The organism is Paenibacillus sp. GQ49 (assembly GCF_059759055.1).
Window position 1 is genome coordinate 389,105 of sequence record NZ_JCAXEL010000002.1, and the last position, 19,723, is coordinate 408,827.

15 protein-coding genes are annotated in these 19,723 nt (G+C 45.5%); all 15 read right to left on the bottom strand.

What is annotated here, in order from left to right; genetic code table 11:
- Positions 1 to 7 precede the first annotated feature (7 nt).
- The 15 genes from AC6CIF_RS06380 to AC6CIF_RS06450 all read right to left on the bottom strand — a co-directional run bounded on the left by AC6CIF_RS06380 (position 8) and on the right by AC6CIF_RS06450 (position 19,708).
- Positions 8 to 1,420: a UDP-N-acetylmuramoyl-tripeptide--D-alanyl-D-alanine ligase gene (locus tag AC6CIF_RS06380; RefSeq protein WP_498198727.1), complete on the bottom strand. Its 1,413-nt coding sequence runs from the start codon at positions 1,418 to 1,420 to the stop codon at positions 8 to 10.
- Positions 1,420 to 2,907, bottom strand: coding sequence for a UDP-N-acetylmuramoyl-L-alanyl-D-glutamate--2,6-diaminopimelate ligase (locus AC6CIF_RS06385; protein WP_307416736.1), 1,488 nt, complete (start codon positions 2,905 to 2,907; stop codon positions 1,420 to 1,422). The genes AC6CIF_RS06380 and AC6CIF_RS06385 overlap by 1 nt, the downstream gene beginning before the upstream one ends.
- Before the next feature lie 140 nt (positions 2,908 to 3,047).
- The gene (locus tag AC6CIF_RS06390; RefSeq protein WP_076211545.1) at positions 3,048 to 5,000 is read right to left on the bottom strand and encodes a stage V sporulation protein D; all 1,953 of its coding nucleotides are present in this window, start codon (positions 4,998 to 5,000) and stop codon (positions 3,048 to 3,050) included.
- A gap of 94 nt (positions 5,001 to 5,094) precedes the next feature.
- Positions 5,095 to 7,437 (bottom strand): penicillin-binding transpeptidase domain-containing protein, encoded by a 2,343-nt coding sequence (locus tag AC6CIF_RS06395; protein ID WP_498198577.1) that lies wholly within the window; start codon positions 7,435 to 7,437, stop codon positions 5,095 to 5,097.
- Positions 7,438 to 7,449: 12 nt separating this feature from the next.
- The gene (locus AC6CIF_RS06400) at positions 7,450 to 7,878 is read right to left on the bottom strand and encodes a hypothetical protein (protein WP_036614881.1); all 429 of its coding nucleotides are present in this window, start codon (positions 7,876 to 7,878) and stop codon (positions 7,450 to 7,452) included.
- 27 nt (positions 7,879 to 7,905) lie between these two features.
- Positions 7,906 to 8,856 (bottom strand): 16S rRNA (cytosine(1402)-N(4))-methyltransferase RsmH, encoded by a 951-nt coding sequence (gene rsmH / locus AC6CIF_RS06405; RefSeq protein ID WP_498198579.1) that lies wholly within the window; start codon positions 8,854 to 8,856, stop codon positions 7,906 to 7,908.
- A gap of 18 nt (positions 8,857 to 8,874) precedes the next feature.
- Positions 8,875 to 9,312, bottom strand: coding sequence for a division/cell wall cluster transcriptional repressor MraZ (gene mraZ, locus AC6CIF_RS06410; protein WP_017687291.1), 438 nt, complete (start codon positions 9,310 to 9,312; stop codon positions 8,875 to 8,877).
- 274 nt (positions 9,313 to 9,586) lie between these two features.
- The gene (locus AC6CIF_RS06415; RefSeq protein ID WP_047843755.1) at positions 9,587 to 10,852 is read right to left on the bottom strand and encodes an adenosylhomocysteinase; all 1,266 of its coding nucleotides are present in this window, start codon (positions 10,850 to 10,852) and stop codon (positions 9,587 to 9,589) included.
- A gap of 44 nt (positions 10,853 to 10,896) precedes the next feature.
- The gene (gene bshC / locus AC6CIF_RS06420) at positions 10,897 to 12,528 is read right to left on the bottom strand and encodes a bacillithiol biosynthesis cysteine-adding enzyme BshC (RefSeq protein ID WP_498198582.1); all 1,632 of its coding nucleotides are present in this window, start codon (positions 12,526 to 12,528) and stop codon (positions 10,897 to 10,899) included.
- Between the two features lie 157 nt (positions 12,529 to 12,685).
- Positions 12,686 to 14,455 (bottom strand): ABC transporter ATP-binding protein, encoded by a 1,770-nt coding sequence (locus AC6CIF_RS06425; RefSeq protein ID WP_076211563.1) that lies wholly within the window; start codon positions 14,453 to 14,455, stop codon positions 12,686 to 12,688.
- Positions 14,456 to 14,472: 17 nt separating this feature from the next.
- A complete protein-coding gene (locus AC6CIF_RS06430) occupies positions 14,473 to 15,354 on the bottom strand; it encodes an ABC transporter permease (RefSeq protein ID WP_371129057.1) in 882 nt (293 codons plus the stop codon).
- A gap of 47 nt (positions 15,355 to 15,401) precedes the next feature.
- Complete coding sequence (locus AC6CIF_RS06435) at positions 15,402 to 16,334, bottom strand: ABC transporter permease (protein ID WP_076211567.1); 933 nt, start codon at positions 16,332 to 16,334, stop codon at positions 15,402 to 15,404.
- Between the two features lie 189 nt (positions 16,335 to 16,523).
- Positions 16,524 to 18,221 (bottom strand): peptide ABC transporter substrate-binding protein, encoded by a 1,698-nt coding sequence (locus AC6CIF_RS06440; RefSeq protein WP_498198585.1) that lies wholly within the window; start codon positions 18,219 to 18,221, stop codon positions 16,524 to 16,526.
- A gap of 153 nt (positions 18,222 to 18,374) precedes the next feature.
- Complete coding sequence (locus tag AC6CIF_RS06445) at positions 18,375 to 18,749, bottom strand: DUF3397 domain-containing protein (RefSeq protein ID WP_307416729.1); 375 nt, start codon at positions 18,747 to 18,749, stop codon at positions 18,375 to 18,377.
- Positions 18,749 to 19,708, bottom strand: coding sequence for a ketopantoate reductase family protein (locus AC6CIF_RS06450; RefSeq protein ID WP_498198587.1), 960 nt, complete (start codon positions 19,706 to 19,708; stop codon positions 18,749 to 18,751). The genes AC6CIF_RS06445 and AC6CIF_RS06450 overlap by 1 nt, the downstream gene beginning before the upstream one ends.
- Positions 19,709 to 19,723 lie beyond the last annotated feature (15 nt).

The following is a 19,723-nucleotide window of genomic DNA, read 5'->3' on the forward strand; positions in this document are numbered from 1 at the left end:
CACCCCTCTAGTCTACTCGATTCTGTAATGGTGCTATTTGTAATGCTTCGACCACGTCCTCCAGCTTCATGCCTCTTGAGGCTTTGAACAAGACAACGTCTCTGGGATGTAGTTTCTCCAGTAGATAACGGGTCATTTCTTCTTTATCTATAAAAGCATGCACAGCCTCTGCCGGCATATGCTTTCTTGCTCCTTCAGCAATATGTGCTGATAGCGGGCCATATACGAGCACCATGTCCATTTTGGCAGATGTAATATACTCACCAATTCCAAGATGCAGATCCTGCTCCTGAGGACCGAGTTCAAGCATATCACCAAGCACAGCCACTTTCATGCGGTATCCTTTCAGACCTTCTAGTACATCAATTGCGGCCTTCATGGAGGTTGGACTTGCATTGTATGCATCATTCAGCAGGGTTAGACCACTAACGCCTTGCGTAACCTCAATACGCATGCCTGTCAGTTTCAAGCGAGACAATCCCGCGGCAATCTGCTCCGTCGTCACTTTGAAATGACGAGCTACAGCTAAAGCAGCCAGACAGTTAACGACATTATGCGTTCCTAGCAGAGGTAGCGTAAATGCATGTTCTCCAGACTGTTTGGTCGTGAAAACTACGCCGTTCTGCGCATTCATAAGTCCGGTAGGATAGTCATCATTATCGGTTTGCAGACCAAATGTAAACCGCTGCAATCCATCGGGTTGTTTCGTTGCGGGCTCTTCAAGAACTTGTGCAATTAAAGGCTCGTCTCCGTTGTAGATCAGTAACCCGCCAGGCTTCAATCCCGCGGCAATCTCGGCTTTGGCTCTGGCAATCTCCAATCTGGACCCCAGCTGAAGCAGATGAGATTCACCAATATTGGTTATAATCGCTACATCTGGCTGAGCAATAACCGACAAATCGTTAATTTCCCCGCGACCACTCATACCCATCTCCAAAATGATAATCTCGGTATCCGGGTCCATGCTTAATACAGTCAGTGGTAAACCAATGTGATTATTGAAGTTGCCTTGCGTCTTATGCACTTTGAACGTCGTCGAGAGAATGGCATCAACGATGTCCTTTGTTGTTGTCTTGCCGTTGCTGCCTGTAATGCCAACAACAGCCGCTTTATTCTCCGCTAGATAAGCAGATGCGAGTGCTTGCAGTGCGACAAGTGTGTCGTCAACAACAATGACAGCTCCTTGCGGCGGAATACCATGATCCTTTTGCCAGATCGCCCCTGCAGCCCCCTTCTCTAGACAGGCTTGCACAAATTCGTGTCCGTCAAACCTTTCACCCACTAGTGGGATAAACAAACTGCCTTCCAGAGGTTTACGCGAATCGGTAAACACCCCTTCGACTATTACATTGCCATGAGCGGCAACGTCACTTAATGTTCCTCCACACATCTCGGCCAATTGTGCCAATGTTCTTTTTATCAATTGGATTTGCCCCTTATCGCTTCTTTGGCTATGATTCGGTCATCAAAATCGGTTTTGGTTGTGCCGATAATCTGATAGGTCTCGTGACCCTTGCCCGCAATCAATACTACATCGGCTGGGCTTGCCATTTCAATAGCTTCATGAATCGCCTGGCGTCGATCCACAATCATCGTATAACGTTCAGCAGGAACGGATTCTTCAATCAGGCCCTGTTCAATGTCTTTGAGAATCAGATCCGGATCTTCTGTCCGTGGATTATCGGAAGTAACCAGTACAAAATCACTATAATTCGCAGCAATTTTCCCCATGAGAGGGCGTTTGGTACGGTCCCTGTCACCACCACAGCCAAACACGCAAATTACACGTCCTTCGGCAAATTCCTTCACCGTCCGCAGCACATTCTCCAGTCCATCCGGTGTATGGGCATAATCGACAATAACAGCAAATGGCTGTCCTTCGTCCACTCCTTCAACACGTCCATCCACGCCCGGAACCGTCTCCAGACTGCACTTGATCTCTTCCAGCGGAATACCCTCCACCAGCGCTGCAGAGATGGCTGCCATTGCATTGTACACATTGAATTTGCCTACCATACGCAAGCGAATATCCGTACTGCCTGCAAATGTATCCACGTGGAAAGAAGTTCCCTGAGACGTGATTGAGATTTGGGATGCGCGTACATCCGCCTTTTCACCCATGCCATATGTAATCACTTCAGCCGCAGTCACAGAGATGAAATAAGCCGCAGCCGGATCATCTGCATTGATGACAGCGAATTTACGCTGTGAGACATCTTCCGTATAACCGTTACCCAGACGTGCAAAGAACAATCCTTTGGCCCCGCGATATTCCTCCATGGAATGGTGGTAGTCCAAATGATCCTGCGTCAGGTTAGTGAATACGGCAGTACGGAAATTTGTTCCCTTTACTCGCCCTTGTTCCAATGCGTGAGAAGAAACTTCCATAACACAGCATTCCGTACCCTTCTGAACCATATCATGCAGACTACGCTGCAGATCAAGCGCCTCTGGTGTTGTTCCTGACATCGGGTAGGTGCGACCGTCATACCGCATTTGAATAGTACCGATTAATCCCGTCTTGCGTCCGTAATCACTCATGATTTTTTCAATCAAATAGGTGGTCGTTGTTTTTCCGTTCGTTCCCGTTACACCAATCATATTCATTTTTTGGCTTGGCGAGTCAAAAAAGAAATCTGCCAGAACAGCCATCGCAAATCGGCTGTCCTTCACCAGCAATTGTGGTACAGGCAGGTCCAGCTGCCGTTCAACCACCAATGCAACTGCACCGGCATTTACAGCTTTTTCTGCATAATCATGACCATCTACCGTATGTCCCGGAAGACAGATAAACAGATCACCCGGTTTTACCTGCCGGGAATCTGTCTGAAGGTTTTGACATTCTGTATTTGATTCGCCCACGAGGCGGGCGGTGGTCAGCATCGATGCAAATTGTTTTAAAAGCACATGAATAACCTCACTTTTCCAATTATACTTCTGTTTTAACATATGTCTGTATTTATTAATATCGTCAATACAACCCAATAATGAAACGCACATGGATGAATTTTGTTGCGCTAGAAGCCTCAAACTACCCCTAAGTCCTGTTATTCATCCTTTGTGTGATCATGTGCATCATTCAGTACATCCCCCATATAAATGCGGATGGTTGATCCCTGATCTACCCTCGCCCCAGGTTTGGGTGCCTGATTAATCACGTATTTACCACTGCCAGACTTCGCCAGCATAAAATTCATGTTCAGGTCTTCGTACAGATCTTCAACAGTAGCTCCTGTCAGGTCTGGGACTGTCACGATTTTGGTTTCACCATACTTGTATTCTTTGGCGACCTGATCCTTCCGAACAGGGACATTCATATAATGCAAAGCATCTTCAAGGATGTTCTGCACAATCGGGGCGGCAACCACACCTCCGAACTGAATTCCTTTGGGATTATCAACTGCGGTATAGACCACAATCTGTGGATCATCTGCTGGTGCAAATCCGATAAAGGATACGATATGCTCGGTCGAGGAATAACGTCCGTTGATAACCTTCTGGGCTGTACCTGTTTTGCCACCGACCCGGTATCCATCAATGAATGCTGGACGCCCGGTACCTTTTGCAACAACACTCTCGAGTGCTTCACGTACTTGTTTGGATGTATTCTCCGAGATCACCTGACGAACCAGTTCCGGCTTGGCTTCTTCCATGACTTCCCCTGTGACCGGATGGACCCACGCTTTCGTAACATAAGGCTTGTAAAGTTTCCCCCCATTGATGGCCGCTGACACAGCTGCTACTTGCTGAATGGGCGTTACGGATACACCTTGACCAAAAGCCGTTGTTGCAAGCTCGACAGGTCCCACTCTGGACAGTTTGAACAGAATTCCACTGGCTTCTCCGCTGAGGTCGATCCCTGTCTTGGTACCGAAACCAAAGTCTTTAATATAGGAGAAGAGCGATTCTTTGCCCAGCCTCTGCCCCAAAGCCACAAAGCCCGGGTTACATGAGTTCTCCACAACTTGTAAGAAGGTCTGACTTCCGTGGCCGCCCTTTTTCCAGCAACGCAGACGGGCTCCACCCACCTCAACATATCCGGGATCAAAAAATTGATCCTGTTGCAGATTGACCTTTTTCTCTTCAAGCGCTGCCGCCAAAGTAATGATCTTAAATGTGGAGCCCGGCTCGTAGGTCATCCAGATCGGTAAATTGCGATTGTATATCTCCGCTGGATATTGCTGATAATCGGCAGGTTCGTATCCCGGCCTGCTGGACATCCCCAAGATTTCACCCGTTTTGGGATTCATCGCTATGGCCAATGCTGAGTTCGCCTGGAACTTCACCATGGCCTGATCCAGTTCTCTCTCCATGATGGACTGAATGGATTTATCAATGGTCAGCTTGAGGTTAAGGCCGTCCTTCGGTTCCACATACTTCTCGGATGAGCCCGGCATTAGCCTTCCGGCCGCATCGGACAAGTAGGACACACTGCCATTCAAACCATTCAGCTTATCATCATATTTCTTCTCAACACCCGTTAAGCCCTGATTATCAATGCCCGTAAAACCAAGAATATGGGCAGCCAAATCATCATAAGGATAAAAACGTTTATTGTCCTCAGCAACAACGATACCCGGAAGCTTCAAATCACGGATGCGCTGAGCTTTCTCCATCGTAATTTTGCGGCCGCCGGGTTGTAGTCGTACAATGAGTTCTCGTTTCTTGATGGTTGCGAGCACTTTTTCTTCCGTCATCCCAAGCAATGGGGCCAGCGCTTTAGCTGTCGTTTCAGCTTCTTTAACCTGAGCCGGAATAGCCATAATGGTTGGTGTTGTCACATTATAGGCCAGAGAGGTTCCATTTCGATCCAGGATCTCCCCCCGCTTGGCTGAGTAAGGAATATTACGCCGCCAGGATTCTTCTGCTTTTGCTGACAATTCAGGGCCTTCCCCGAGCTGTACATAAGCAAGCCTGATCATCAGGGCCGAAAATAACAAAACTAAAATCATTAAACTCCATAGCAACCTGCGTCGCAGATTTACGCTTGATCCCTTCACGAAAAGATCCCCCCACTCGTCCCAAAATCATGACATTCGTTCCATTCATGAATATTCAGGACAACCGGGGGTTAGAACAAGCTGTCATAGCTCCCTAAGGAAGCGAAGCTCCGTTTGTTGCTGGATCGTCAGAGGATTCGGATTCATTGGCAGGAGCTTTGTTGTTATCTGTTTCTTCTGTTCCGTCTGTTTCGTCGGTTTTAGCTTCTCCGCCCGAAGGCTCTTGTTCCTTCACTTCAGCTTCTGACGACGGATCAGAAGAGATCGGAGCCTCATCGGCTATACCTGTCACTGCAGCTTTGGCAGTTTGCAAGTTCAACTGTACAGTTCTCTGCTCACCTGCGACCTGCTCGGTTTGCTTCACGACATAGCCCTCACCCTTGACCGTAACCCCCACCTTCATGAGAGAAAGTACTTCAAGGGCATCACGCAGAGATTCACCTGTTAGATCGGGAATCTTCATCTTGCTGCTTTCTTCCGTTAGCAGATAGATTCGTTGGCCTGGATTCATAGAGGCGCCAGCAACCGGATACTGCCGAATTACATTATCACCTTGACCAAGAGTCACATAAGCAATACCTGCGCTTAGAAGCTGGCTTCTGGCTTGTTTGGCTGTCTTGCCACTCAAGTCAGGCGCCTTGGCTTGCACGACAGAGACTTCTTTTGACTTTTTGTCAGGAGTTTTGACTGTATCTTTGGGTATTCCCATGTATTGAAGAGTCTGGCTGACAATCTTTTTGAACACCGGCGCAGCTGCAGTTCCTCCCCCAATGTTGGTTCCATCCGGTTGGTCAATGACAACAAGTATAGCAATCTTCGGATTATTCACGGGCGCGAATCCAATAAACGATACAACGTCTTTCGACTTGCTGTATGCTCCGTTAACAACCTTTCTTGCCGTACCTGTCTTACCAGCTACACGGTAACCTTCAATATAGGCGTTACGACCGGTACCAATCGTCTGGTCTGCAACCACTTGTTCCAGATAACCGCTCACCAGTTTGGAAGATTCCTTGGAAATCACCTGACGAACAACTTTGGGTTTGATGACTTCCGTTGTGCCATCATTCGGGTTCTTGATCTCCTTCACCAGATGTGGCTCCAGCAATTTGCCGCCGTTGGCGATCGCAGAGATGGCTGCGACCTGTTGAATTGGTGTTACCTGTACAAGACCGTGACCGTAAGCAGCAGTAGCAATCTCGGATTTGTAAACCAGTGGCTTGATCGGGGACGCTGCCTCATTTGGCAGATCAATACCCGTCTTTTTGCCGAAACCGAATTCGTCTATGTAATGACGCAGACGTTCACCGCCAAGCATGTTGTAACCCAAGTTAACAAAAGCAATGTTACTTGACCGTTTAACACCTTCTAGATACGAGATCCAACCATAGGCATGACCATTATCACTAATCGGGAAACCACCGATATACATGCGTTTGGATTCAAAACTTGCATTGGGATCAAAGAGTTTTTCTTCAACAGCCCCTGCTAGCGTAACTATTTTGAATGTACTACCTGGCTCATAGATGGATTGAGTAGCATGGTTGATAAAATTCTTTTGATCAGGTGTACTTCCATACGTATTCGGGTTAAAGGTTGGCCAGTTCGCCATCCCCAGAATTTCCATGGTGTTTGGGTCCGCAGCAATGACCGTCATGCTCAATGGATTATACTTGGCAACGGCTTCTTTCATTGCATCCTCAATGTAGAACTGGATCGTATCATCGATGGTCAGCGTAAGGTTCTTACCGTTCTGAGGTGGCAGATAGTTATCCTGTGAATCCGGAAGTTTAATGCCTTTGGCATCCTTCTGATAATTCAGATATCCATCTGTACCTGTCAGTGCTTCATCATATGAGACTTCAAGTCCATTGACAGCTTTCCCATCACGGCTCATATATCCCAAGAGGTGAGAAGCAAGTGTTTCTTCAGGGTAAAAACGCTTCGACTCCTGAGCCATCACAATTGCATTACGCGCCTTATATTCATCATGCAGTTCTTCACGCAACTCGTTGACTTGTGCCGCAAGTTCAGGACTTATTTTATATCCTTCACTGCGTACTTCACGCTGCTGAAAAAACTCACCATTTTTTTTCTTCGCTGTGACCAGAGCGCGCATCTCACTCTCATTTTTCCCAAGAAGGGTAGAGAGTTTCTCCGTAACAACATCCTGAATTCCGAGTTCATTAATTAATAACGGATTAACAGAAACCGTATACGCAGGGGCATCAGTAGCCAAAATATTTCCATTTCGATCCGTAATCGTTCCACGTGCAGCCTTAATCGTCTGTTCCCGCTCTACCAAACCGGCTGCCCGTTCCTGCCATACACCGCCATTCACAACTTGAATGAAAAAGATTCGGGTTACGAGTACAAGAAAAAAGAGGGTAATACATCCCCCTATAAGCAACGTGCGCATCTTTATTCTTTTTATCATCGGAACACCTCTTTACTTACTGCTTGCTGTATTTGAGGACGATTCAGTACCAGTTGATTTCGTACTTGTTGAGCGAGGTACATAAATGACATCCTTACCGGAAGCTTCAACGTAACCAAGTTGTTTTGCATTTTCGATGACCTGGTTGTTCAATGTTTCTTTTTCCACCTGCAGGTCTGCAATCGTCTTTTCATACACCTTGATATCCGAAATAGTGGACTGCGCCTGCTTGTTCAGATCATAGATATGAGCATAACGAGACATCAAGGCTCCTCCAACAAGGATAACTGCAACCAGGGTAATCAGATACAAAATCTTCTCGCGTGCCGGAAGACCCGTACGACGGGTCACCACTTTGGTGGTTTCTTTGTATCGTTGCTGGGTCACACGTTCCTGGGACGCTTTTTCTTTTACAGCGAGATTACCACGTGTATATGCCATACTCCGATTCTCTCCTCCACTCTTGATCTACAATTTCTCGGCTACGCGCAGCTTGGCTGAACGAGCACGTGAATTTTCGGTCAATTCCGTTTCCGTTGGAATCAACGGTTTTCTGTTAACTAAACGCAGGGTCCCCTTGCCGCCGCATACACACAACGGAAAATCGGGTGGACATGTACATTTTTCCAGATAACTGCTGAAAATCTGTTTACATATCCGATCCTCAAGGGAGTGGAAGGTAATAACAGATACACGTCCTCCTGGTGCCAGACAACGAACAGCCTGATGCAAGCCTTCTTCAAACGCACCCAACTCATCGTTGACGGCAATGCGTAATGCCTGGAAGCTGCGTTTGGCAGGATGTCCACCAGTACGGCGAGCTGCCGCCGGGATGCCTTCCTTGATCAGTTCCACGAGTTCACCTGTTGTCTCAATGGTAGACTGCGCTCGTTTTCCGACGATAACACGGGCAATTCTCCTCGAAAATTTCTCTTCACCATAGCGATACAAAATTCGAGCAATCTCTTCTTCTGGCCACTCATTCACAATCTCTTTGGCCGTCAGCATTGCATCCTGGTCCATTCGCATATCGAGCGGAGCATTGTGATTGTAGCTGAATCCACGTTCTCCTTCATCAAATTGCGGGGATGACACACCCAAGTCGTACAAAATACCGTCGACCTGTGGTGCACCATCCTTCATTGGTACATCCAGATCCTTGAGTACCTGTTCCAGATCCCGAAAATTGGTTTTCACCAATGTTACACGTTCTCCATAAGCTGCGAGCTTCTCGCGAGCATTATCCAAAGCCCAATCATCCTGATCAAGTGCGATCAGACGTCCCCCTGGACCGAGCTTGGAAGCAATCACGGAGCTATGTCCGCCACCGCCTAAAGTGCAGTCCACGTATATACCGTCCTGCTTGATGTTTAATCCCTCTGTTGCCTCTTCTTTGAGTACGGTTATGTGGTGAAACAACCTGCACCCCTCCTGACTTTATAAATCAAAATTAAAATCGACCAGCTTTTCGGCAATGTCGTTGAATGCTTCTTCGGATTGATTGAAATAACTCTCCCATATGCCTTTGCTCCAAATCTCCACCCGGTTTGACACGCCAAGAACAACACAATCCTTGTCCAGCTTGGCATACTCTCTTAAATTGCCCGGCAGATTTACCCTGCCCTGTTTGTCCAGTTCACATTCGGTTGCACCCGAGAAAAAAAACCGGGTAAACGCACGTGCATCAGATTTCATCAATGGCAGTGCTTTGAGCTTCTGTTCCATGACCCCCCACTCCTCCATGGGGTACACGAAAAGACACTGGTCCAAACCCCGTGTGACAACGAAAGACGGTCCCAGAGATTCGCGGAATTTAGCCGGAATGATAACCCGACCCTTATCATCAATGCTATGTTGGAACTCCCCCATAAACATTGGCCCACTCACTCCTCACCCGTTTCTCCCACTTTGCCCCACTTTCCACCACCTAAGCATAATAGATTCGCACAAAAAAATCAAAACCCTTCTTGCATTAGTTGATTTTTTAATTTTTCAGCATAAAAAAAACGTCCTTGATCCTGTCACTCAGGATCAAAGACGCTTCCCGTAAACGGGCAATCGTATGTCTACCCGCACATGAGCCATATCATCAATAAACCATTCTATACCTATTGAATCATTTCATCAGCTTGTAATTATTGGATAAAGCTTAAAATTTCCAACTATCCAGGTATTTCTCTTGCTCAGCTGACAAGGAGTCGATGCCAATATTCAGGCTTTCAAGTTTATAGCTGGCCACCTGCTGGTCAATATCATAAGGTACATTAACAACGTTTTTACCCAAGTTTTCATAATTCTCACTTACATAACGCAGACCAAGTGCCTGCAGGGCAAACGTCGTATCCATGATTTCGGCAGGGTGACCATCTGCTGCACCCAGGTTCACAAGACGACCTTCTGCAAGAAGGTACATTTTACGACCATCTTTGAAACGATATTCCTCAATGTTGCGACGAACTGTGCGAATCGATTCCGAACGTTTAGCCAATTCAGGTTTATTCACTTCAACATCAAAGTGACCTGCATTACTCAGGATCGCTCCGTCCTTCATTACATCGTAATGCTCACCTGTGATAACATCCTTATTGCCTGTAACTGCAATAAAGAAATCGCCCAATTTGGCGGCTTCCACCATCGTCATGACCCGGAATCCGTCCATGTGTGCTTCTACCGCTTTGATTGGATCGATCTCGGTTACGATCACATTCGCTCCAAGACCTTTGGCGCGCATCGCTACACCTTTACCACACCAGCCATAACCTGCTACCACTACGTTTTTACCAGCGATAACCAGGTTAGTTGTACGAATAATCCCGTCGAATGCAGATTGTCCAGTACCGTAGCGATTGTCAAACAGATACTTGCAGTAAGCGTCATTAACCGCAACCATCGGAAACTTCAATTGGCCTTCTTTCGCCAATGCTTTCAAACGAATAATACCCGTTGTCGTTTCTTCTGCTCCACCGCGAATTGTTGCTGCGAGGTCCGGGCGCTCGGATGCAATAATGGTTGCAAAGTCTCCACCATCATCAATAATGAGATCAGGCTTCACCTCAAGCGCACGCAGTTGCAGTGATTTGAATTCCGCAGGCTCCGGATTGTACTTCGCATACACCGTAACGCCGTCTTCCACCAATGCTGCGCAAACATCATCTTGTGTAGACAATGGATTGCTATGCGTAATGGTTACTTCTGCACCACCCGCTTGGATCACTTTTGCCAAGTAAGCTGTTTTCGCTTCCAGATGAAGACAAATGGCAACCTTCAAACCTTTGAAGGGCAGATCCTGTTCGAACTGGCGACGAATGCGGTTCAGTACCGGCATATGCGCTTCTACCCAGTCAATTTTCAGGTGACCCTCTGAAGCGAGTCCCATATCTTTAACAATACTGTTTTGCAATGCAGGTGTAGTCATATCATATCCTCCTCGTTTTGGTGTTTCTTCTATTATAAAGGGCTCTATAGTGCAATAACCTTATGCTCTCCAAGGAATTCGCTTGAGGCCTTAATCAGTTCATCGATCCACTCGGTGCCATAACGATTCAGGTAAAAGAGTGCATTATGTACTCGTTCCTGTGGTTTGCCCGTTGGGAATAAGGAGTTCTGAATGCCATTCCAGTGCCTTAGACTCACATTGTGTTTATCTTCGATAGCTTTGTGAGTCTGCTGTTTCAGATACTGCATTTGCTCGTTGATTTTACTCAAATTGGTATCGCCAATTCGTTCCAGCCCCGGATGAATCTCCGCGATCTCATCTAGCAACGGTCCATACAGATCAAGAAACGCTTCCTGAACCTTGTCAAACTGTTCATCTACCTGGAACGTCTCCTGCTGTGCGAGCCACTGCTCCTTCTTTTTTTCCATATGATATTGAACATCCTGAAAAGAAAGTCCATATTGTTTCATATGTTTGTGATGAGTATCTTCCATAATGGTGAAAGACAACCGTGGCAACAAAATGGGCATTTGCAGTCCGAACTGACGGAATGCCTCCCGAGTCAAACCCCAATATGCAATTTCACCTTGCCCCAAAATAACAGCGGCTACAGGCAGCACAGAATCTTGCATTAATGGTCGTGTCAGTACGTTGTTACTGAAGCGCTCCGGATGTTCTCCCAGTTCCTGAAGCAAACGTTCCTCTGTGAAAGAAACCAAACCTTTGCGATCACTATATAACCCGTCTTTCAACAACAAGAGTAGACGCGCACCTTCATGAATGTAGAACAGATTGGCTCCATCCTCTGCTACTTCGGCAGGCATAGCATAACCAGCTTGTTGTACCAGCGAAGCACCTTGTGTGTATGCGTTGCGCAGCATTTCATTTTTTCGTATCAACCGCTCAAACACAGGCTGTTCCAACCTGCGTAAATCTGGATCCGATGCATCCATTAGAACAAGGCCACTGCTGGCAAACAAGGCAGATATCATGCGGGCAAATGCATCACTCAGATTCGAACTGGAATGATGGATCTCTGTGATACATTTCATCAGTCCTGGTTTATGTATCGTATCAGGTAAAAGATGTTCCACCTGTTCGAGTACATTCATCCACTGCTGTGTATCCACATGAACATTACTGACAGAATCCCTTCCTGCGAATCGTCCTTGTAACTTGACCTTCTTGATGTCTCCCTGATGATCAGGCAGATACGTGTGGTTAACCTCATCCCAGTCATGGTCTTCACCGGCAATCCAAAATACTGGGACTACCGGACGTTGAAGTCTTTCTTCCGCTTCACGCGCAGCTGCCACTACGCTGGCGGCTTTGTATATGACGAACAGTGGTCCGGTGAGCAGACCGCTCTGCTGTCCTCCTGTAACCACTAGTGCATCTTCTTCTGCAAGACGTGTGATGGACGCATGAACCTCTCCATGGTCGTTCACCCGCTTATTATATATACGTAAATACTCTGCCAGATCACGACGATCAATACGTGTGTTTTCCGATTGGTCCAGCCACTCGGCACGCGCCTGAAGTCCTGATTCCCAGCGAATGTCATACTCGTAAAGGCCACGCGCAGCATCTCTTGAACAGATATAATCTTCTGCAAGTCTTGATCCGCTGCGGAGTGCCTCGGTAATACCGTTCATGAGGTCTGCCTCCTATTCTGCTTCAAAGAGCCTTTCTTGATTGTACCGAATTCAAGGCCGCTTCGTCAAAAGAAAGTGATTAAAATACGAAAAAAACCGCCGAACGAGTCGGCGGCTCTTAATACATCAATAATAGCATATCGCTTTAAAATTACTGTTATACGTAAGGTTCTGCAACCCAGTGACCTTTGGAAACCTCAATCAATTGAGCATTTTCCAGATTGTACGGGTCATTTGCAGGACCACCAGATCCATTCTGAATCGGGCTCATATGCTCTTCCGGCAGCAAGATGCGACGTTTGTTCGCTTCCACTTCCGGATCAGGTACAGGGATTGCTGAAAGCAACGTTTTGGTATAAGGGTGGACAGGGTTCGCATACAGTTCTTCACTTTCTGCGAGCTCAACCACTTTACCCATGTACATTACAGCGACACGGTCACTGATATGTTTAACCATCGACAAATCATGCGCAATAAACAGGTATGTCAAGCCGAGACGTTGTTGAAGTTCTTCAAGCAATTTCACGACCTGCGCCTGAATGGATACATCCAGTGCAGACAATGGCTCATCACAGATGATGAATTTAGGGTCTACAGCAAGTGCACGCGCAATTCCAATCCGTTGTCTTTGACCACCAGAGAATTCATGTGGATAACGGAGTGCATGACTTGGGTTCAAACCTACCAGATCAAGCAGCTCTTCCACTCGTCTCTTGCGCTCTTTAGAACTGGAAGCCAGACCATGAATATCGAGGGACTCCCCGATAATATCCATAACATTAAAACGCGGGTTAAGAGATGCATATGGATCTTGGAAAATCATTTGCATATCTTTACGCATTTCTTTCATTTTGCGCGGGGACAACTTGTAGATATCCGTTCCGTTGAAGTTAACATTTCCGCCAGTTGGCTCATAAAGACGCAGAATGGTACGACCTGTTGTGGATTTACCACAGCCAGACTCACCTACAACGCCAAGTGTTTCACCTTCAAAGATATCAAAGCTTACGTCATTGACCGCTTTGAGAATGTTACCTTTACCCAAATTAAAGTGCTGTTTCAAGTTTTTCACTTGTACCAGAGGCTTATTGCTGCCTTTGATAATACCAGCCGGAGCTGGTTTTTCCTTTTTGGGCTCGTCCAGACGAGGCAAAGCATTCAGCAATTTAATGGTGTATGGATGTTGAGGGTTACTAAAGATTTCAGCAGTCGTTCCTGTTTCAACAACTTCGCCTTCCTTCATAACAACAACACGGTCACACATACCTGCTACAACACCAAGGTCATGCGTAATCAGCATGATCGATGTTCCCAGCTTTTGCTGCATGTCTTTCATGACATCCAGAATTTGAGCTTGAATTGTAACGTCAAGTGCAGTTGTCGGTTCATCCGCAATCAGAAGGGATGGACGACATGCAAGTGCGATCGCAATCATGGCACGCTGACGCATACCACCAGAGAATTGGTGAGGATAATGATTCATGCGAATAGCCGCATTTTTGATACCGACAAGTTCAAGCATCTCCAAAGCTGCTTTATTCGCCGCTTGTTTGGACATGTTCTGATGCTTGCGCAATACTTCGGTAATTTGTTTACCAATTTTAATGGTAGGATTCAATGAAGTCATTGGATCTTGGAAGATCATACCGATATCTTTACCACGAATCGCTTCCATTTGTTTGTCTGTCTTATTCAGCAGGTCTTGCCCGTGAAAAGTAATTTCTCCGCTTTTGACCTTCGAAGGCGGGGAGGGAATCAATTTCATGATGGTTTGGGCGGTAACACTCTTACCACTACCCGATTCACCTACGATCCCCAGCGTCTCTCCTTTGCCAAGTTCAAAACTCACATGTTTAACGGCATCAAATTCACCAGAACGTGTTGAGAACGACACACTCAGGTCTTTGACAGTTAAAATCGGCTCCATAATCCCACCTCCTGTTTCTATTTACGTAATTTCGGATCGAGTGCGTCACGCAGGCCGTCTCCGAGCAAGTTAAATGCAAGCATTGTAAGAACCATCAGACCTGCTGGGAACCACATCCGCCACGGGAATAGCGTCCAGCCTGTAAGTGCATCATTGATCATAGAACCAAGTGAAGATCTTGGTGCTGATACACCCAATCCAAGGAAGCTCAGGAACGCTTCAGCAAAGATTGCATTTGGAATAGACAACGTCAATGTTACAAGAATCGGCCCTATTGCATTGGGCAGCAAATGACGGAACAATTGACGCCCTGTGCTTGCTCCCATGGACCTTGCAGCAAGAATAAAGTCTCTGTTTTTGAGTTGCATGATTTCACCACGCACAATCCATGACATGCTGATCCAGCCTGTGATGGTGAGGGCAATGATAATCGTTGTCAGACTTGGTTCCAGTACAACCAGCAACAAAATTACAACAAGCATGTACGGCAAGGAGTAGAGGATTTCGGAAAACTTGTTCATAATTCCATCTACACGTCCACCGTAGAAACCCATGATCGCTCCATAAATAACCCCGATAACAAGGTCAATCAAGGCTGCGGCCAAACCTACAGTAAGGGATACACGTGCTCCTACCCAAGTTCTTACCCACACGTCACGACCAAGCTCGTCCGTACCGAACCAGTGCTCCGCACTCGGCGCTGCATTGGCATTCAACAAATCATTGGAATAATAATTATAACTTGTAAACAAAGAAGTTGGACCAATCAAAGAGAAAATCACGACAAGAACCAATACACCCAGACTTATCATAGCAGCCTTATTGGTTGCAAGTCTGTACATGGCATCTTTAAAAAGGGATACACTTTCTTGCGGTTTAACCGCTGCCTGACTAGTCAGGTTCGTGTTCGCCGTTTCATTCTTTTTATTATTCGTGCCAGACAACGTTATGCCCCCTTCCGGCTTTCCAGCTTAATTCTAGGATCAATCAGCACGTAAGCGATATCCGTAAAGAAACGAGCCAACATCAGGAGGATACCATAGAAAATTGTAATCCCCATGATCATAGTGTAATCACGGTTTGTGATACTCTCTACGAATACTTTACCAATTCCCCCGATGTTAAAGATCTGTTCAATTACAACGGAACCTGTGATGATATTCGCTGTCATTGGACCAACATAAGTTACTACCGGTAGAATACCGTTTCTTACAACGTGTTTGAACATAATTGCAGGCCATTTCAGACCTTTGGCTTTAGCTGTTTTGATATAATCTGCATGTAAGACTTCAAGCATGCTTGAACGCGTCAAACGAGCGATAAAAGCAATCGGAGATGCAGATAGCGCTGCAACCGGAAGAACGTAATCCAATGGACCATCAAAGCCCATAACGTTAAACCAGCCTAATTTAGTAGCAAAGAGATACTGCAATAGTGACGCCAGCAAGAAGCTCGGAACAGCTATACCTATGACAGCCAGGATCATCGTGATATCATCAATGAGTTTACGATGGTAAACTGCAGCAATAAGCCCCAGCAAAACACCCACGATAATGGAGATAACAATTGCAAACACTCCAAGCTTCAACGAAGCGGTGAATGTTTCGCCGATCATTCCGGCTACATCTCGATTGAGATATTTCATTGAGACTCCGAAATCTCCCTTAAGGATTCCACCCATATACTTCAGGTATTGTTCATACATCGGTTTGTCCAATCCATACTTCTGTTCCAGCAAGACCCGAATTTCAGGCGATACTTTTTTCTCGGATGTAAAAGGGTCACCCGGAATAGCCTTCATCAGGAAGAAGGTTGCAGATGCGAGTATGAAAAGCGATAGCAGCATAAATAATAGTTTTTTCAACACATACTTAACCAACCCTTGCACACCTCCACAAACAATATTTTGTATACAAATCGATTGTAGAATTAGACAGAAATAAAGTCCAATCCATTTATCGGAAATTTCAAGAATTATAAGGAAAATCGGTGCACATACAAAAAATCGGGATATATATGGAATTCCACATATATATCCCGAAGTATTCATATTAGACTTCAGAACAACTTATTTCTCTTCCAGATATGCACGCGTGAAGTCAATAGCTCCACTGAAATCAAGTTGTACGCCTTTCAGGTAAGGCTTAGTCAAAGATACGTTAGTGTAATAATAGATTGGCATAACGCCCATTTCATCTTGAATCAGGATTTTCTCAGCGTCAGCAAATGCAGCCATACGTGCAGCTGGATCAGCAGATTTTACAGTTTCTTTAACGTCTTTGTCATACTGTTCGTTGCTGAATTTGGAATCATTGTTTGTGTTTCCAGTAGTCCACATTTCCAAGAAGTTGTATGGATCGTTGTAGTCAGCAGACCAACCTGCACGAGCTACTTGGAAGTTTTGGTTTTGACGGTTCTCAAGGAATACGCCCCACTCTTGGTTTTCTGTTTTCACATCAACACCAAGATTTTGTTTCCACATGTCAGCAACCGCCAAAGCGATTTTCGCGTGACCATCACTAGTGTTGTAGATCAACGTAACAGCTGGCAATGTTGTGTAACCTTCTTCTTTCATACCTTCAGCAAGCAATGCTTTAGCTTCTTCCACATTTTCTGTGAAGTAATCGTCTTTGTGCTCATCACGGAATTCGCCGTTTTCACCACGGATACCTGGAGGTACAAAGCCGAATGCTGGAATTTGTCCACCTTGTGTAACTTTGTCAACAATCAGCTGACGCTGAATTGCCATTGCAAATGCTTTACGGATTTTAACGTTGTTAAATGGTGCTTCGTTTACGTTGAACTGATAGTAGTACGTACTTGCAATACCAGTAGCTTTGAACTCGTCCGGCAATTCCGCTTTTACAGAAGGAATTTGGTCGGATGGAATTTCACCGTTAGGTGCACCAGTGTAGTCCAATTGTCCTGATTTGTAAGCTTGCAGTTCGGAAGCACTGCTGTTTGTCAGAGACATATCGATTTGAGCCAATTTAATATCGGCAGCTGCATGGTAACCATCGTTTTTCTTCACAACAATTTTTTGACCTTTAGAGTATTGATCCATTACAAATGGTCCGTTAACGATCATGTTTTTGTAGTCTGTGAAGAATTTGTCATTGGTGTCAGCAGATGCATGTACTGGGTAGTACGTGTAGAATGCTGTCAGACCCAAGAAGTAAGGTGTTGGGTTTTCCAACGTTACTTCCAATGTGTGCTCATCAGTAGCTTTAACGCCTACTTGTGAGAAATCTGTGACTTTAGTACCTTTGTATGTTTCATCTTTGCTGAGGTTGTAACCTTCAGCACCTTTAATATAGTACAATTGGTATGCATATGGAGAAGCTGTTTCCGGTTTCAAAGCACGTTCCCAAGAACGAACAAAGTCTTCGGCAGTGATTGCATCACCGTTGCTCCATTTAGCATCCGGGTTCAGGTTGAAAACATATTTCAAACCATCTTCGGAGATTGTCCAGTCTTTAGCTACGCCCGCTTGTTCTTTACCATCAGCATCGATGCGTACAAGACCTTCATACAAGAATTTCAGAACTGTGTTGGTTTGGCTGTCTTTTGCTTGAGCCGGGTCCAACGTAGGAGGTTCAGCTGACAGGTTGATTTTCAGAATTTGATCTTTCGCAAGACCATTTCCTTCGCTTGCAGAACCAGTATCGGTGTTACCTGTGCCTTCGTTTTTCGATCCGCACGCTGCAAGTACGGTACCGAACGCCAAAATCAGCGTCAAAAGGACTAATAGACTTTTCCTTTTCATCTAACACGTTCCCCCTAAATTGATATGGTTTATATGTTTATAGATTATACAACCACCGGTCAAAAAAATCTACATTACTTTTTCAGAAAGTAATGTTTTTTTCAGTTTTCGACAAAATCGACACATTTTTTGCCTCTTTTGCGTTATGTAACCTTACATCTGTTTCATGAAGTATCTAAATAATCCAAATAAAGTAAACAAAATATACCCGAAACTCATAATGATGAAGGCCATGCGCCATACGGCCCGGAACATTCTTCCCCCATCGACCTTCCCCTTTAGTCGATTTTGCGCACCTCCGATGAATCCAAGTGCTAGTAGTATGAGTAATAGTGTCAGATAAAAACCAAAATTCGAATCAAATGTTAAGTTGAATAACGCCGATACTGAAAAAACAAGAAAAAAAGTGGTTACATCCATTGCCATCCGCATGGCGTTCCGTTTGTCTTTTTTCCATACGTACATTCCCCAATAAACAAGAAAGAACGGAAAAAAGGGCAATATGCTCAACACAATAAAAAGTCCCATTAATTCACTCCTTCCAGTTGCATTCCTTCAATCAGATGAAGCAGTATTTCATGTGTAGGTGCAACAAGGTTCAACTTCTGTGCCATTCTTACAATATGACCGTTGATTGACCTCACTTCTGTACCACGTCCAGCGAGAACATCTGCAAGCATGGAGGAAGTATTCGTGGCAGTAGAACGACAGACCGATATTAGTTGATCCCACATATCCTGATCCAAACATATTCCACTTGCAGAGTAGATTAACAATACTTCATCATATAACTGGCGCATTAGCCTCTTTCGTTCTTCCTTGACGATCAATTCTCCATTAGGGACTCGCCATAGTGCCGTGAGCGGGTTAATGACTGAATTAATCAATAGTTTCCTGTATATCAGCTTATCGATTTCATTCGACACTGTACAGTCAAATCCTGCCTGCTGCAACGATCCCGACAGAGTAAATGTTCTCTTCTCCTCTATAGAGGTAGAAGCTACAATATGTATGTTGTACCTCCCCAGCCTGGTTTCACCTGTACCTGCACGAGTCACCTGACTTTGTGTACGCTTCGCACCTTCTGTTGTAACCGCACTACACAGAAGCGACTTTGGCAAAGCTGCTTGAAGTTTTGCCAGATGGCCCATCCCATTCTGAAAACAAGCGACATTCAGCACATGATCTTGTAATGGACTAATCTCATGAATGAAATCATCCATGCTTGTCTGCTTAACCATGAGCAGTAACCACTCTCCTGGTGTTTTCTTCCATGTGTCAGTCAGTTCACTTATTGGTTTCGCCTGTATTTGATCCGGTAGAATATGTATCTCCTCGTCTTGTTCCACAATGGTTACTCCATCATGGCTGAGGAGGTCTGCCTGAGCAGTTGTTCTCGTCCAAAACCTGACCTGGTTACCTGACGCCAGTAGTTTCCCTCCATACAAAAGACCAAGTGCTCCCGCTCCTACGATGTCAATGATCATATGATGCACTCCTCT